Annotated in this window: 19 protein-coding genes; all 19 read left to right on the top strand. The window is 45.1% G+C overall.

From position 1 onward, the window contains the following. Positions 1 to 62: 62 nt before the first annotated feature. The 19 genes from rpoC to rplE all read left to right on the top strand — a co-directional run bounded on the left by rpoC (position 63) and on the right by rplE (position 15,283). Positions 63 to 4,265 carry a DNA-directed RNA polymerase subunit beta' gene (gene rpoC / locus ACO05V_RS01640; RefSeq protein ID WP_421846862.1) on the top strand — a complete coding sequence of 1,401 codons (4,203 nt, stop codon included), beginning with the start codon at positions 63 to 65 and terminating at the stop codon, positions 4,263 to 4,265. Between the two features lie 137 nt (positions 4,266 to 4,402). Further along, complete coding sequence (gene rpsL / locus ACO05V_RS01635; RefSeq protein WP_012071941.1) at positions 4,403 to 4,777, top strand: 30S ribosomal protein S12; 375 nt, start codon at positions 4,403 to 4,405, stop codon at positions 4,775 to 4,777. A 99-nt stretch (positions 4,778 to 4,876) separates the two neighbouring features. Then, positions 4,877 to 5,350, top strand: coding sequence for a 30S ribosomal protein S7 (gene rpsG, locus ACO05V_RS01630; protein ID WP_012071940.1), 474 nt, complete (start codon positions 4,877 to 4,879; stop codon positions 5,348 to 5,350). A gap of 21 nt (positions 5,351 to 5,371) precedes the next feature. Next, the gene (fusA, locus tag ACO05V_RS01625) at positions 5,372 to 7,465 is read left to right on the top strand and encodes an elongation factor G (RefSeq protein ID WP_421846859.1); all 2,094 of its coding nucleotides are present in this window, start codon (positions 5,372 to 5,374) and stop codon (positions 7,463 to 7,465) included. Positions 7,466 to 7,500: 35 nt separating this feature from the next. Further along, positions 7,501 to 8,724 (top strand): elongation factor Tu, encoded by a 1,224-nt coding sequence (gene tuf / locus ACO05V_RS01620; RefSeq protein ID WP_421846857.1) that lies wholly within the window; start codon positions 7,501 to 7,503, stop codon positions 8,722 to 8,724. Between the two features lie 207 nt (positions 8,725 to 8,931). Further along, positions 8,932 to 9,243 (top strand): 30S ribosomal protein S10, encoded by a 312-nt coding sequence (gene rpsJ, locus ACO05V_RS01615; protein ID WP_012071937.1) that lies wholly within the window; start codon positions 8,932 to 8,934, stop codon positions 9,241 to 9,243. Between the two features lie 128 nt (positions 9,244 to 9,371). Beyond that, entirely contained in the window at positions 9,372 to 10,010 is a 639-nt protein-coding gene (gene rplC / locus ACO05V_RS01610; RefSeq protein WP_421846855.1) for a 50S ribosomal protein L3, read from the top strand. A 12-nt stretch (positions 10,011 to 10,022) separates the two neighbouring features. Beyond that, a complete protein-coding gene (gene rplD, locus ACO05V_RS01605) occupies positions 10,023 to 10,628 on the top strand; it encodes a 50S ribosomal protein L4 (protein WP_421846853.1) in 606 nt (201 codons plus the stop codon). After that, a complete protein-coding gene (gene rplW / locus ACO05V_RS01600; RefSeq protein WP_012071934.1) occupies positions 10,625 to 10,921 on the top strand; it encodes a 50S ribosomal protein L23 in 297 nt (98 codons plus the stop codon). Before rplD ends, rplW begins: the two co-directional genes overlap by 4 nt. Positions 10,922 to 10,935: 14 nt before the next feature. Beyond that, the gene (gene rplB / locus ACO05V_RS01595; RefSeq protein ID WP_114412702.1) at positions 10,936 to 11,760 is read left to right on the top strand and encodes a 50S ribosomal protein L2; all 825 of its coding nucleotides are present in this window, start codon (positions 10,936 to 10,938) and stop codon (positions 11,758 to 11,760) included. A gap of 15 nt (positions 11,761 to 11,775) precedes the next feature. After that, a complete protein-coding gene (gene rpsS / locus ACO05V_RS01590; protein ID WP_012071932.1) occupies positions 11,776 to 12,051 on the top strand; it encodes a 30S ribosomal protein S19 in 276 nt (91 codons plus the stop codon). Between the two features lie 14 nt (positions 12,052 to 12,065). After that, positions 12,066 to 12,398 (top strand): 50S ribosomal protein L22, encoded by a 333-nt coding sequence (gene rplV, locus ACO05V_RS01585; protein ID WP_012071931.1) that lies wholly within the window; start codon positions 12,066 to 12,068, stop codon positions 12,396 to 12,398. A gap of 14 nt (positions 12,399 to 12,412) precedes the next feature. Then, positions 12,413 to 13,126 (top strand): 30S ribosomal protein S3, encoded by a 714-nt coding sequence (gene rpsC, locus ACO05V_RS01580; RefSeq protein WP_421846850.1) that lies wholly within the window; start codon positions 12,413 to 12,415, stop codon positions 13,124 to 13,126. Beyond that, positions 13,104 to 13,517, top strand: coding sequence for a 50S ribosomal protein L16 (rplP, locus tag ACO05V_RS01575; RefSeq protein ID WP_110577369.1), 414 nt, complete (start codon positions 13,104 to 13,106; stop codon positions 13,515 to 13,517). The genes rpsC and rplP overlap by 23 nt, the downstream gene beginning before the upstream one ends. Beyond that, on the top strand, positions 13,518 to 13,709 hold the full coding sequence (gene rpmC, locus ACO05V_RS01570; protein WP_012071928.1) for a 50S ribosomal protein L29: 192 nt from the start codon (positions 13,518 to 13,520) through the stop codon (positions 13,707 to 13,709). Position 13,710: 1 nt separating this feature from the next. Next, positions 13,711 to 13,971: a 30S ribosomal protein S17 gene (gene rpsQ, locus ACO05V_RS01565; RefSeq protein WP_013797833.1), complete on the top strand. Its 261-nt coding sequence runs from the start codon at positions 13,711 to 13,713 to the stop codon at positions 13,969 to 13,971. 51 nt (positions 13,972 to 14,022) lie between these two features. After that, positions 14,023 to 14,391, top strand: coding sequence for a 50S ribosomal protein L14 (gene rplN / locus ACO05V_RS01560; protein WP_421846848.1), 369 nt, complete (start codon positions 14,023 to 14,025; stop codon positions 14,389 to 14,391). Between the two features lie 17 nt (positions 14,392 to 14,408). Next, on the top strand, positions 14,409 to 14,726 hold the full coding sequence (gene rplX / locus ACO05V_RS01555) for a 50S ribosomal protein L24 (RefSeq protein WP_212916907.1): 318 nt from the start codon (positions 14,409 to 14,411) through the stop codon (positions 14,724 to 14,726). A gap of 17 nt (positions 14,727 to 14,743) precedes the next feature. Continuing rightward, a complete protein-coding gene (rplE, locus tag ACO05V_RS01550) occupies positions 14,744 to 15,283 on the top strand; it encodes a 50S ribosomal protein L5 (protein WP_012071924.1) in 540 nt (179 codons plus the stop codon). The last annotated feature ends 12 nt before the right edge of the window (positions 15,284 to 15,295 follow it).

The raw sequence follows: 15,295 nt of genomic DNA, 5'->3' as shown, positions 1-15,295 counted from the left end.
CGAATCACATTTGACCTGCTGGGGAGCAAGACTCCCCGGCCTTACGAGTGGGGCGAATATCCATGAAAGACTTATTAGGTCTTCTAAAATCACAGGGACAATCTGACGAGTTTGATGCGATCCGCATTGGCTTGGCATCACCAGATATGATTCGTTCATGGTCTTACGGTGAAGTTAAAAAGCCAGAGACCATCAACTACCGTACGTTCAAACCAGAACGTGACGGCTTGTTCTGTGCAAAAATCTTTGGTCCTATTAAGGACTACGAATGCTTGTGTGGTAAATATAAGCGTTTGAAACACCGTGGTGTTATCTGTGAGAAGTGTGGCGTTGAAGTGGCTCTGTCTAAAGTGCGTCGTGAACGCATGGGTCACATTGAGCTTGCATCGCCTGTTGCACATATTTGGTTTTTGAAGTCTCTACCGTCTCGTATCAGTCTTATCTTAGATATGACGTTGCGTGACATTGAGCGTGTTTTGTATTTTGAATCTTTCATCGTGATCGATCCAGGTATGACAACGCTTGATAAAGGCCAATTGCTAAACGATGAGCAGTATTTTGAAGCGCTAGAAGAATTCGGTGACGAGTTTGATGCCCGTATGGGTGCGGAAGCGGTTCAGATGTTGCTTCGCGATTTAGATATGCCTGTAGAAATTAACAGCATGCGTGAAGAGCTAAACAGCACTAATTCTGAAACGCGTATTAAGAAGCTTTCTAAGCGCCTTAAGCTAGTTGAAGCATTCTATCATTCTGGCAACAACCCAGAGTGGATGGTGCTAGATGTATTGCCAGTTCTTCCGCCAGATCTTCGTCCATTGGTACCACTTGAAGGTGGCCGTTTTGCGACGTCTGATTTGAACGACCTTTACCGTCGTGTGATTAACCGTAACAACCGTCTTAAACGACTACTAGAGCTATCAGCTCCAGATATCATCGTGCGCAACGAAAAGCGTATGTTGCAAGAATCTGTTGATGCTTTGCTTGATAACGGTCGTCGTGGCCGCGCAATTACGGGTTCTAACAAACGTCCTCTAAAATCTTTGGCTGATATGATCAAGGGTAAACAAGGTCGTTTCCGCCAGAACTTGCTAGGTAAGCGTGTTGACTACTCTGGTCGTTCTGTAATCACAGTAGGTCCATCACTGCGTCTACATCAGTGTGGTCTACCTAAGAAAATGGCACTTGAGTTATTCAAGCCATTCATTTTCTCTAAGCTTGAACTTCGTGGCATGGCGACGACGATCAAAGCGGCTAAGAAAATGGTTGAGCGTGAAACACCTGAAGTGTGGGATATCCTAGATGAGGTTATCCGCGAACATCCAGTGATGTTGAACCGTGCGCCAACACTTCACCGTTTGGGTATCCAAGCGTTTGAACCAATGTTGATCGAAGGTAAAGCGATTCAGTTGCACCCACTAGTGTGTGCGGCATACAACGCCGATTTCGATGGTGACCAAATGGCGGTTCACGTTCCGTTGACTATCGAGGCGCAGCTAGAAGCTCGTGCATTGATGATGTCTACGAACAACATCCTATCACCTGCAAACGGTGAGCCGATCATCGTTCCTTCTCAGGACGTTGTATTGGGTCTGTACTATATGACTCGTGAGAAAATCAATGCCAAAGGCGAAGGCATGGCATTTTCTGACATCAAAGAAGTACACCGTGCGTATGGTGCTAAACAAGTTGAATTGCACGCGAAAGTAAAAGTACGTATCAGCCAAGTTGATACCACGCTTGATGGTGACAAAGTGCCGTCTACTTTCATTGCAGATACAACTGTTGGTCGTGCCTTGTTGTTTGATATTGTTCCTGATGGCCTACCGTTCTCTGTGGTTAACCAAACCATGAAGAAAAAAGCGATCTCTAACTTGATCAACGAGTGTTACCGTAAAGTCGGCTTGAAAGAGAGCTGTATTTTTGCTGACCAATTGATGTACACAGGTTTTGCTTACGCAACGTCGTCTGGTTCTTCTGTTGGTGTGGATGACTTTGTTATTCCTCCTGAGAAAGCAGCCATCATTGCGAAAGCAGAAGCCGAAGTTAAAGAAATCGAATACCAATACGCTGATGGTCTTGTAACGCAAGGCGAGAAGTACAACAAGGTAATCGATTTATGGTCTCGTACTAACGAAACTGTTACTGAAGCCATGATGAAAAACTTGGCAAAAGAGATGACTGTCAACAAAGCAGGTGAAACGGTTGAACAACAATCTTTTAACTCGGTTTACATGATGGCTGACTCTGGCGCCCGTGGTAGTGTTGCGCAGATGCGTCAGTTGGGTGGTATGCGTGGTCTGATGGCGAAACCAGATGGTTCCATCATCGAAACACCAATCACTGCGAACTTCCGTGAAGGTCTGTCAGTACTTCAGTACTTTACCTCTACACACGGTGCTCGTAAGGGTCTAGCCGATACGGCATTGAAAACAGCAAACTCTGGTTACTTGACTCGTCGTCTAGTAGACGTAGCACAGGATTTGGTTATCACTGAGGTTGATTGTGGCTCTACAAACGGTATTTCCGTTGCCGCTATGATTGAAGGTGGTGATGTGGTTGTGCCGCTAGGTCATCGTGTGTTGGGGCGCGTTGTGGCTCAAGACGTTATTGATGCAAAAGGCAATTTAGTATTGTCTGCTGGCACATTGATCGATGAGCATGATGTGCGAACTATCGAAGCGGCTGGTGTTGACGAAATGATCATTCGCTCTGTTATCACTTGTAATACACGTCATGGTGTATGTGCTAAGTGTTACGGTCGTGATCTTGCTCGTGGTCATCAAGTTAACATTGGTGAGGCCATTGGTGTTGTTGCGGCACAGTCAATCGGTGAGCCTGGTACACAGTTAACAATGCGTACCTTCCACATCGGTGGTGCGGCTTCTCGAGCGTCTGCGGTTGATAGTGTTCAAGTGAAGAGTGCGGGTACGGTTCGTTTTAATAAAATGAAGAGTATCGAGCGCCACACTGGGCATCTAGTGGTTGCATCTCGTTCTTCTGAATTGGCCATTGCCGATGAAGCGGGTCGTGAGAAAGAGCGTTATAAGCTTCCTTACGGTGCGGTATTGAGTGTACGTGAAGGTGATCAAGTTACTGCGGGTCAAATCGTCGCTAACTGGGATCCACATACACACCCAATTGTATCTGAGATGGAAGGTCGCCTTGAGTTTAGTGGTATGGAAGAGAACGTTACTATTCGTCGTCAATCTGACGAAATGACGGGCTTGACTACCATTGAAGTAATGGAAATGCGCGATCGTCCAGCAGCAGGTAAGGACATTCGTCCGATGATTTCTGTTGTTGATTCAGAGGGTAACCCTGTATTGATTCCTGGTACTGAATCACCAGTACAGTACATGCTTCCTGAAAAAGCATTGTTGAGTCTAGATCATGGCGCGACAGTGAAATCAGGTGAGGTTCTTGCGCGTATTCCTCAAGAATCTATTGGTAACAAAGATATTACCGGTGGTTTGCCGCGAGTGGCAGACCTATTCGAAGCGCGTCGTCCGAAAGATCCTGCTGTTATGGCGGAAACTAGCGGTGTGGTTAGCTTCGGTAAAGAAACAAAAGGTAAGATCCGTTTGGTTATCACTCCTCAAAACGGTGATGATCCAGTCGAGACTTTGATTCCTAAATGGCGTCAAATCAACATCTTTGATGGTGAAGAAGTGGCTAAAGGTGAGATTATCGCCGACGGTCCTTTGAGTCCCCATGACATTTTGCGCCTTCAGGGTGTAGAGGCTTTGGCTGATTACATCACGAATGAAGTGCAAGAAGTTTACCGCTTACAAGGCGTAGTAATTAACGATAAGCACATTGAAGTTATCGTTAACCAAATGTTGCGTAAAGTAGAAGTTGGTGAGTCTGGTGATACAGATCTTATTCAAGGTGATCAGGTTGAATTTACTCATCTGCTAGATGCAAACGAAAAAGCGGAAGCTGAGGGTAAGTTCCCTGCTAAGTTTGAGCGTGTGCTTTTAGGTATCACGAAAGCTTCTTTGGCTACTGAGTCCTTTATATCAGCAGCATCTTTCCAAGAGACAACTCGAGTTCTTACGGAAGGTGCGGTAACTGGTAAGAAAGATCACTTGCGTGGCTTGAAAGAAAACGTTGTAGTGGGTCGCTTGATACCAGCTGGTACAGGTTTGGCTTACCACAATGAGCGTAAGAGAAAGAAAGAGCTTGCGCTAGCAGCGAAGGAAGGAAGTTCGACAGTAAGTGCCTCAGATGTTGAAGAAGCATTGAGTGCTGCACTGAAAGACTAGTTATTTGCTGTTAAATCGTAAGGGAGGTGATTTTTTAGTCGCCTCCCTATTGACTGTTTTATAGGCGCAAATTAAACTTGCGCCTCCTTAATTTTGGCGATTTCCGTCATGAGAATTGGATTTGTGGAGCTTGTCTAATGGCAACCGTTAACCAGTTGGTTCGTAAACCACGTAAACGTAAAGTGGCAAAGAGTGACGTTCCTGCGTTACAAGCTTGTCCGCAACGCCGCGGTGTCTGCACTCGCGTATATACTACTACACCTAAAAAGCCTAACTCGGCTTTGCGTAAAGTATGTCGTGTTCGCTTGACTAACGGCTTCGAAGTTACTTCCTACATCGGTGGTGAAGGTCACAACCTGCAAGAACACAGCGTAGTGCTGATTCGCGGCGGTCGTGTAAAAGACCTTCCTGGTGTTCGTTACCACACAGTACGTGGTAGCTTGGATACTTCAGGCGTACAAAATCGTAAGCAAGGCCGTTCTAAATACGGTACTAAACGTCCTAAGAAGTAAGCTAAATAAGCTTAATTCATCGTTTAGACATAATTTTTTAATACAGTAAGGCCGAGCAATAATTAAATTGTCTCGGGCGAACCTGAAGAGGATATAGATATGCCTAGAAGACGCGTCGTCGCTAAGCGTGAAATCCTTCCGGATCCTAAACACGGAAGCCAGATTCTCGCTAAATTTATCAACCATGTAATGGTTAGCGGTAAAAAGTCTGTTGCAGAGAGCATCGTTTACAATGCGCTAAATACTGTAGCAGCTCGCGCTAAAACTGAAGAGCCAATGGCTATCTTCGAAAAAGCATTGGAATCTATCCAGCCAATGGTTGAGGTTAAATCTCGCCGTGTTGGTGGTGCGACTTATCAAGTTCCTGTAGAAGTTCGTCCAGCTCGCCGCGCAGCTTTATCTATGCGTTGGTTGGTTGATGCTTCTCGTAAGCGTGGTGAAAAATCCATGGCTTTGCGTCTAGCTGGCGAAATCTTAGATGCTGCTGAAAACAAAGGCTCTGCTGTTAAGAAACGTGAAGACGTTCATCGCATGGCAGAAGCTAACAAAGCATTCTCTCACTACCGTTTCTAATCATCCGGAGAAGGATACACAGTGGCACGTAAAACACCTATCAACCGCTACCGTAATATTGGTATTTGTGCGCATGTTGATGCAGGTAAAACGACGACAACTGAACGCGTTCTTTTTTATACGGGTCTGTCTCATAAAATTGGTGAAGTGCACGATGGTGCAGCAACCATGGATTGGATGGAGCAAGAACAAGAGCGTGGTATCACGATAACTTCGGCGGCAACAACATGCTTCTGGAGTGGAATGAACAAGCAGTTTGAAGAGCATCGTGTCAATATTATAGACACGCCTGGGCACGTAGATTTTACTATTGAAGTAGAACGTTCTTTGCGTGTGTTAGATGGTGCTGTTGTTGTGCTTTGTGGTTCCTCGGGTGTGCAGCCTCAAACTGAGACAGTTTGGCGTCAGGCGAATAAGTATGAAGTTCCAAGAATGGTTTTCGTCAATAAGATGGACCGTACAGGAGCTGATTACTTCTCGGTTGTGCGTCAGTTAAAAACTCGTCTTGGGGCCAATGCTGTTCCTATTCAAATCAACGTTGGCGCTGAAGAAGATTTCAGGGGTGTTATCGATTTGGTTTTGATGAAAACGATTGTGTGGAATGAAGAAGATCACGGGATGACTTTCTCTTTGGAGGAGATTCCTGCTGATTTGCTTGATGAGGCGCGAGAGTGGCGTGAGCACATGGTTGAGGCGGCAGCTGAAGCGAATGATGAATTAATGGATAAGTATCTTGAAGAGGGTGAGTTATCTGTTGAGGAAATTAAGAACGGCCTGCGAATTCGTACGTTATCCAATGAAATTGTCTTGGTAATGTGTGGTTCAGCCTTTAAAAATAAAGGTGTTCAGGCTGTTTTGGATGCTGTAGTTGAATATTTGCCTTCACCGCTTGAAGTAAAGGCGATTGAAGGTACGCTTGAAGACGGTGAGACTGTTGTAACACGAATTGCTAATGATGATGATCCGTTCTCATCGTTGGCTTTCAAGATAGCAACAGACCCATTTGTTGGTACATTAACATTTATTCGGGTGTATTCTGGAGTGTTGCGTTCAGGTGATGCGGTCTACAATTCTGTTAAGCAGAAGCGTGAACGTATTGGTCGAATGGTTCAGATGCATGCTAATAATCGCGAAGAAATCAAAGAAGTATTGGCAGGTGATATTGCTGCTATCGTAGGTATGAAATATGTAACTACGGGTGATACGCTTTGTGATATGAATAATGTTGTTGTGCTTGAGCGTATGGAGTTTCCAGAGCCTGTTATATCTGTAGCTGTTGAGCCAAAATCTCAAGCCGATCAGGATAAAATGGGTGTTGCGCTGGGTAAATTAGCGCAAGAAGATCCTTCTTTTCGAGTGGAGACGCATGAAGAGACGGGTCAAACAATTATTTCCGGTATGGGTGAGCTGCATCTTGATATCCTTGTCGAACGTATGCGTCGCGAGTTTAAGGTGGAGGCGAACATTGGTAAGCCTCAAGTTTCCTATCGGGAGAAAATTCGCAAAGAAGTGGTGGTTAATCACAAATTTGTGCGTCAATCCGGTGGTCGTGGTCAATACGGTCACGTCGTAATGAAATTGACCCCAACTGATAAAGATGGGCTTGAATTTGTTAACGAGATTGTTGGTGGTGCTATTCCTAAAGAATACATCCCTGCAGTAGAAAAGGGTGTTTCAGAGCAAATGAAGAACGGTGTGGTCGCTGGTTATCCATTGTTGGGTATCAAGGTTGTGCTGATCGATGGTTCATTCCATGATGTTGACTCTAATGAAATGGCCTTTAAAATTGCAGCTTCTCAGGGGCTAAGAAAAGGAGCGGCTGATGCTGATCCTTGTGTTCTTGAACCTGTAATGAAAGTGGAAGTTGTAACTCCTGAAGAATACATGGGGGATGTGATGGGTGACCTGAATCGTCGTCGTGGTGTTGTTCAGGGGATGGACGATTCCCCGTCAGGGAAGATTATTCGTGCTGAAGTTCCTCTCGGGGAGATGTTCGGATATGCAACTGACGTGCGTAGCTTGTCGCAAGGGCGTGCAAGTTATGCAATGGAGTTTGAGAAATACGCTGAAGCACCGGCTAGTGTGGCAGACGCGATCATCAAAAATGAAGATTAATCATCATACTTACTAATTCTTAAGGTGTATGTATCATGGCAAAGAGTAAATTCGAACGTAATAAACCGCACGTTAACGTTGGCACAATTGGTCACGTTGACCATGGTAAAACAACTCTAACTGCAGCATTGACTCGCGTATGTGCAGAAGTATTTGGCGGTACCGCTGTTGCTTTTGACGGTATCGATAATGCTCCTGAAGAGCGTGAGCGTGGCATCACTATCTCTACTTCTCACGTAGAGTATGATTCTCCAACTCGTCACTACGCGCACGTAGATTGTCCTGGACACGCCGATTATGTTAAAAACATGATCACTGGTGCTGCTCAAATGGACGGCGCGATCCTAGTTTGTGGTGCGACTGATGGTCCTATGCCTCAGACTCGTGAGCACATCCTTCTTTCTCGTCAAGTAGGTGTTCCTTACATCGTTGTTTTCTTGAACAAGTCTGACTTGTTGGCTGAAGACTGTGGTGGTGCGGACTCTGAAGAATACGCTGAAATGCTAGAGTTGGTTGAGATGGAATTGCGTGACCTTCTTTCTGAATACGACTTCCCAGGTGATGATACTCCAATCATCCCAGGTTCTGCGCTAATGGCGTTGAAAGGCGAAGACGACAATGAAATGGGAACAACTGCAGTTAAGAAATTGGTTGAAACTCTTGACCAATACATTCCTGAGCCAGAGCGTGCTATCGATGGTGCATTCTTGATGCCTATCGAGGACGTATTCTCTATTCAAGGTCGTGGTACTGTTGTTACTGGTCGTGTTGAGCGCGGTATTATCAAGATCCAAGAAGAGGTTGAAATTGTTGGTATCGTTGATACTACTAAAACAACTTGTACTGGTGTTGAGATGTTCCGTAAACTTCTTGACGAAGGTCGTGCTGGTGAGAACTGTGGTATTCTTCTACGTGGTACTAAGCGTGAAGACGTACAGCGTGGCCAAGTATTGGCTAAGCCTGGTTCAATCACTCCTCACACTGAGTTTGAAGCAGAAGTTTACGTATTGGGTAAAGATGAAGGTGGTCGTCACACTCCATTCTTCAAAGGTTACCGCCCACAGTTCTACTTCCGTACAACTGATGTAACTGGTGCATGTTCTCTTCCTGAAGGCGTAGAAATGGTTATGCCTGGTGATAACATTCAAATGACTGTTGAGCTAATTCACCCAATCGCGATGGACGAAGGTCTACGTTTCGCGATCCGTGAAGGTGGTCGTACAGTAGGTGCTGGTGTTGTAGCTAAAATCCTTAAGTAATTAGATAGTAATATCTGCTTACTTTGATTTAGAAAAGGCCACTCGCATATCGGGTGGCCTTTTTATTTTATGGTTTATTTTGTTTGTTCAGAAATTGGTTACTTGACAACCAGTTTTTGAATGGCTAATATTCGCCGTCCTTAAAAAAGGATTGTGGCTTAATAAATGTACAGTTAAGTCATTAAAACATTGTATTTGGAGTTGGAAATGCAAAGCCAAAAAATCCGTATTCGTCTGAAAGCGTTTGATCATCGTCTGATCGATGCTTCAACACAAGAAATTGTGGACACAGCGAAACGTACAGGTGCGCAAGTGCGTGGACCGATTCCACTTCCTACTCGCAAAGAGCGTTATACAGTATTGATTTCTCCACACGTAAACAAAGATGCGCGTGATCAGTATGAAATCCGTACACACAAACGTGTTCTAGACATCGTTGAGCCAACTGAAAAAACTGTTGATGCTCTAATGAAGCTAGATCTTGCGGCAGGCGTGGAAGTACAAATCTCTTTGGGTTAATAGCTCAAAGTTTGGGGTGCGACAACCGGCTGGTTATCAGTCGGCTATATGCACAATAGTGGAATGATCTGGAATGATCAGCCGTAGCGGGTGATAGCCCCATACACAACTGGCAAGTGAGGTAAAAAATGGCTATTCAATTAGTCGGACGCAAAGCCGGTATGACACGTATCTTCACTGAAGATGGTGTATCCGTGCCAGTAACCGTCATCGAGGTTGAACCGAACCGCGTTACTCAGGTGAAAACAACAGAAACTGATGGCTACCAAGCTATTCAAATTACTGTAGGTTCTCGCCGTTCGAGCCGCGTTAACAAAGCTGCTGCGGGTCATTATGCAAAAGCGAATGTTGAAGCAGGTCGTGGTTTGTGGGAGTTCCGCCTGGCAGGTGACGAAAAAGAAATCAATGTTGGTGATGAGCTAACTGTTGCTGATTTCGAATCTATCCAAATGGTTGATGTAACTGGTCAATCAAAGGGTAAAGGGTTTCAAGGTGCCATTAAGCGTCATAATTTTAGTATGCAAGACGCTACTCATGGTAACTCGTTGTCTCACCGTGCACCTGGTTCTATCGGCCAATGTCAAACACCTGGTCGTGTTTGGAAAGGCAAGAAGATGGCTGGCCATATGGGTGCTGCACAGGTAACTACACAATCACTAGAAGTGGTTCGCGTAGACACAGAACGTAACCTTATCCTTGTGAAAGGTGCCGTACCTGGTGCAGTAAATGGTGATGTTATTCTTCAATCAGCTGTTAAAGCTCGCTAAGAGGGGTAGACAATGAACTTGAATCTAACAGGCGCGGAAGGAACTGTAGAAGTTTCTGATGTAGCCTTTGCTCGTGAATATAACGAAGCGTTGGTTCACCAAGTAGTTACATCTTACTTGGCTGGCGCTCGTCAAGGATCACGTGCACAGAAAACACGCTCTGAAGTAGCAGGTGGCGGACGCAAACCTTGGAAACAAAAAGGTTCTGGTCGTGCACGCGCAGGTACTATCCGTAGCCCTCTATGGCGCTCTGGTGGTGTTACTTTCGCTGCTAAGCCACAAGATCACTCTCAGAAAGTGAACAAGAAGATGTACCGTGCAGCAATGCGCACCATCTGGTCTGAGCTTGTACGTCAAGACCGTCTTGTTGTTGTTGAAGAACTTAAATTGGAAGCTCCAAAAACTAAGCTCTTCATAGCAAAAATGGCAGAATTGAATATTGAGAACGCTTTGATTGTTTCCGATAACTTGGACGACAATTTATTCTTAGCGGCTCGCAACATTCCAAACGTAGATGTACGTGATGCAGCGTCTATCGACCCTGTTAGCTTGATTGCTTACGACAAAGTGTTGGTGACAGTTGGTGCTCTGAAACAAGTTGAGGAGGCACTAGCATGATCGGCGAACGTATTTATAAAGTTCTGTTGGGTCCACATATTTCCGAAAAAGCTACAATCGTTGCCGAAGGTAATGGTCAGTATGTTTTTCGTGTAACTGGTGATGCAACGAAACCTGAAATCAAACAAGCTATCGAAGCGCTTTTTGAAGTCAAAGTTGAGTCTGTTCGCACGTTGAACCATAAAGGTAAAACTAAGCGTACAGTTCGTGGTCTAGGTAAACGTAAAGACGTGAAAAAAGCGTATGTGCGTTTGGCTGAAGGTCAAGACATTGATTTCATGGTCGCTGAATAAGGGGAGATAGGTCAATGGCTGTTGTTAAAAGTAAGCCAACGTCTGCAGGCCGTCGTCACGTTGTTAAAGTTACCAACAACGATTTGCACAAAGGCGCACCATATGCACCTTTGCTAGACACAAAAAGCAAATCTGGTGGACGTAACAATAACGGACGCATCACTACGCGTCACGTAGGTGGTGGTCATAAGCAGCATTACCGTATGGTTGATTTTCGTCGTAATAAAGATGGAATTTCTGCGGTAGTTGAGCGTTTGGAATATGATCCAAACCGTTCTGCAAATATTGCATTAATTAGATATGCTGATGGTGAGCGTCGTTACATTATCGCTTCCAAAGGTATGGTCGCTGGCAATATCGTTTTTAGTGGTGCAGATGCGCCTATCAAAGCAGGTAATACTTTGCCTCTGCAAAATATTCCAGTTGGTAGTACCGTACACTGTGTCGAGCTTAAGCCAGGTAAAGGTGCGCAAGTTGCACGTTCCGCTGGTGCTTCTGCTCAGCTAGTTGCTCGTGAAGGTCGTTACGTTACCCTTCGCCTACGTTCAGGTGAAATGCGTAAAGTATTGACAGAATGTCGCGCTACTTTAGGTGAAGTATCAAACTCTGAGCATAGCTTACGAGTTCTTGGTAAAGCTGGTGCTACGCGTTGGCGTGGTGTTCGTCCTACCGTTCGCGGTTCGGCGATGAACCCAGTGGATCACCCACATGGTGGTGGTGAAGGTCGTAGCAAAGGTGGTCGTCACCCAGTTACGCCATGGGGTGTGCCTACTAAAGGTTACAAAACGCGCAGCAACAAGCGTACTGACAAACTTATTGTACGTCGCCGTACTAAGTAATAAGAGGAAACGACTGTGCCACGTTCACTAAAAAAAGGTCCTTTTATCGACCTTCATTTGTTGAAAAAGGTAGAGGCTGCGGTAGAGAAAAATGATCGTCGTCCAATTAAAACTTGGTCACGCCGTTCTACTATCTTCCCTGATTTTGTAGGGTTGACTATCGCTGTCCATAATGGTCGCCAGCATGTTCCAGTTCTAGTAACTGAAGATATGGTCGGTCATAAATTGGGTGAGTTCGCTCCGACCCGTACATATCGTGGTCATGCTGCGGACAAGAAAGCCAAACGGTAATAAGGGGTATTAACATGAGTGAAGTAAAAGCTTCATTGAAGGGTGCTCGCCTCTCAGCGCAGAAGGCCCGTTTGGTTGTAGATCAAATCCGCGGCAAATCTGTTAGCGAAGCACTGAACATTTTAACGTTCAGTCCTAAGAAGGCGGCAGTAATTGTCAAGAAAGTGCTGGAGTCTGCTATAGCTAACGCTGAGCATAACGAAGGTGCTGATGTAGATGACTTGCGTGTGTCTACGGCTTACGTTGACGAGGCTATGACTCTGAAACGTATTATGCCACGTGCCAAAGGCCGTGCTGACCGTATTCTAAAACGCGGTTGCCATATTACAGTTAAAGTCGCTGACTAATTAGGAGAAACCCAATGGGTCAGAAGGTTCATCCAACTGGTATACGCCTAGGGATAGTTAAAGATCATACTTCTACTTGGTATGCTAATAATCAAAACTACTCTAAGCTGTTATTAAACGATCTTCAGGTTCGTGCGTTCCTGGAGAAAAAATTGGTCCAGGCTTCTGTTTCTCGTATTGAGATTCAGCGCCCTGCTCAGACAGCTCGTATTACAATTCACACTGCCCGTCCGGGTATCGTGATTGGTAAGAAAGGCGAAGATGTTGAGAAACTACGTAATGCAGTTTCTGAAATGATGGGCGTACCTGTCCACATCAACATCGAAGAAATTCGCAAGCCTGAAATGGATGCTAAATTGGTTGCGCAGAATATTGCTAGCCAACTTGAGCGTCGCGTAATGTTCCGTCGTGCTATGAAGCGCGCAGTACAAAATGCAATGCGTGCAGGCGCGAAAGGTATCAAGGTTCAGGTAAGTGGTCGTTTAGGCGGTGCAGAAATTGCACGTGCTGAGTGGTACCGTGAAGGCCGTGTGCCTCTACACACTCTACGCGCTGACATTGACTACGCTACTTATGAAGCTGCTACAACTTACGGCATCATTGGCGTAAAAGTGTGGATCTTCAAAGGCGAAATCTTGGGCGGTATTGAACAAGTGCGAGCTGATAAAGGCGCACAAAAGAAGAAGTCTAAGTGGGGGGTAAGTCATGTTACAACCGAAACGTACTAAGTTCCGCAAAATGCAGAAAGGCCGTAACCGCGGTCTTGCTCTTCGCGGAAACCAAGTTAGCTTTGGTGAATTCGGATTGAAGTCCACAGAACGTGGTCGTCTTACTGCTCGTCAAATTGAAGCGGCGCGTCGTGCAATGACTCGTCATATCAAACGTGGTGGTAAAATCTGGATTCGTGTGTTCCCTGATAAGCCGATTACTCAGAAACCTCTTGAGGTTCGTCAGGGTAAAGGTAAGGGTAGCGTAGAATACTGGGTTGCACAGATTCAACCTGGAAAAATGCTTTATGAAGTTGAGGGCGTTTCAGAGCAGTTAGCACGCGAAGCGTTTGCGTTAGCTGCAGCTAAGCTTCCTCTGTCCACAACTTTCGTAACGCGTACGGTGATGTAGATGAAAGCAAAAGAAATGCAAGAAAAGTCTGTAGCTGAGCTACAAGCGACCTTGATTGAACTGCTACGTGAGCAATTTACTCTGCGTATGCAGAAAGCCACTGGTCAGTTAGCGCAAACTCATTTGCTCTCGCAAGTTCGCCGCAATATCGCGCGTGTTAAAACCGTGCTAAATGATAAGGCAGGTAACTAAGATGGCAGAAACAAAAGCGCGTACAGCTACTGGTAAAGTAGTTAGCGATAAGATGGATAAAACCATCACGGTACTAGTTGAGCGTACAGAAAAACATCCTCTATACGGTAAGTTTGTACGTCGTTCAACTAAGCTACACGCTCACGATGAAAACAATGAGTGCCAGATTGGTGATACGGTTAAGGTCGTAGAAACACGTCCTTACTCTAAGTCTAAGACTTGGAATCTGGTTCAAGTTGTAGAGAAAGCAGCAGCTGTATAAGCTGCTCCTTCCTTCGTGAGACTTGTTATCTAATTTGATTGGAGAGCAGTAATGATTCAAACAGAATCGATGCTTGATGTAGCAGATAACAGCGGCGCAAAGCGTGTTCAGTGTATTAAAGTACTGGGTGGCTCACATCGTCGTTATGCTGCTATCGGTGACATCATTAAGGTCACAGTGAAAGAAGCGATCCCTCGTGGTCGTGTTAAAAAAGGGCAGGTTCTTAACGCAGTTGTCGTTAGAACTAGGAAAGGTGTTCGTCGTTCTGATGGTTCTGTGATCCGTTTTGATGTAAACTCAGCGGTTATATTGAATGCTTCAGGACAGCCTATTGGTACTCGTATCTTTGGCCCTGTAACACGTGAATTGCGTACTGAGCAGTTCATGAAAATTGTTTCTCTTGCACCTGAAGTGCTGTAAGAGGGAGAGGGGACATTATGCGTAAGATCAAACGTAACGACGAAGTTATTGTGATTGCTGGGAAAGACAAAGGCAAGCGCGGTAAAGTTGTTAAGGTAGTAGACGAAAATCGAGTTCTAGTTTCTGGCATTAATACCGTTAAGAAGCACGAGAAACCAAACCCTATGAAGGGTTCAACTGGTGGTATCGTTGAACAAGAAGCACCTATCCAGGTTTCCAATGTAGCTATTTTTAACAATGCTACGGGTAAAGCGGATCGCGTCGGCTTTAAATTGAACGAAGACGGTACGAAAGTGCGTGTTTTTAAATCAAATAGTGAAGCGATCGACGCCTAAGAGCGAGAATTATAGCCATGGCGAGACTTAAGCAAGTTTATAAAGATCAAGTTGTAGCAAAACTTACAGAAGAGTTTAGCTACAAGAATGTGATGGAAGTGCCTAAAATCACTAAAATCACTTTAAATATGGGTGTTGGTGAAGCTATCGCAGACAAGAAACTTCTTGAGCATGCGGTAAATGATCTTGAAGCACTTAGCGGCCAAAAAGTTGTAGTGACTAAGGCTCGTAAATCTGTAGCAGGCTTTAAAATTCGTGACGGTTATCCGATCGGTTGTAAAGTTACTCTACGTGGCGAGCGTATGTGGGATTTCTTCGATCGCTTGGTTGATGTGGCTATTCCACGTATCCGTGACTTCCGTGGACTTAATCCTAAGTCTTTCGACGGTCGTGGTAACTACAGTATGGGTGTTAAAGAGCAAATCATCTTCCCTGAGATCGATTACGATAAAGTAGATCGTGTACGTGGTATGGATATTACCATTACAACGACTGCTCGTACCGATGAAGAAGGTCGTGCTTTGCTAGCAGCCTTTAGTTTCCCTTTCAAGAAATAAGAGGTAGGAATC

Origin of the sequence: Marinomonas sp., assembly GCF_965225885.1 — a bacterium.
Classification (GTDB): domain Bacteria; phylum Pseudomonadota; class Gammaproteobacteria; order Pseudomonadales; family Marinomonadaceae; genus Marinomonas.
This window is presented reverse-complemented; position numbering and strand designations above follow the sequence as displayed.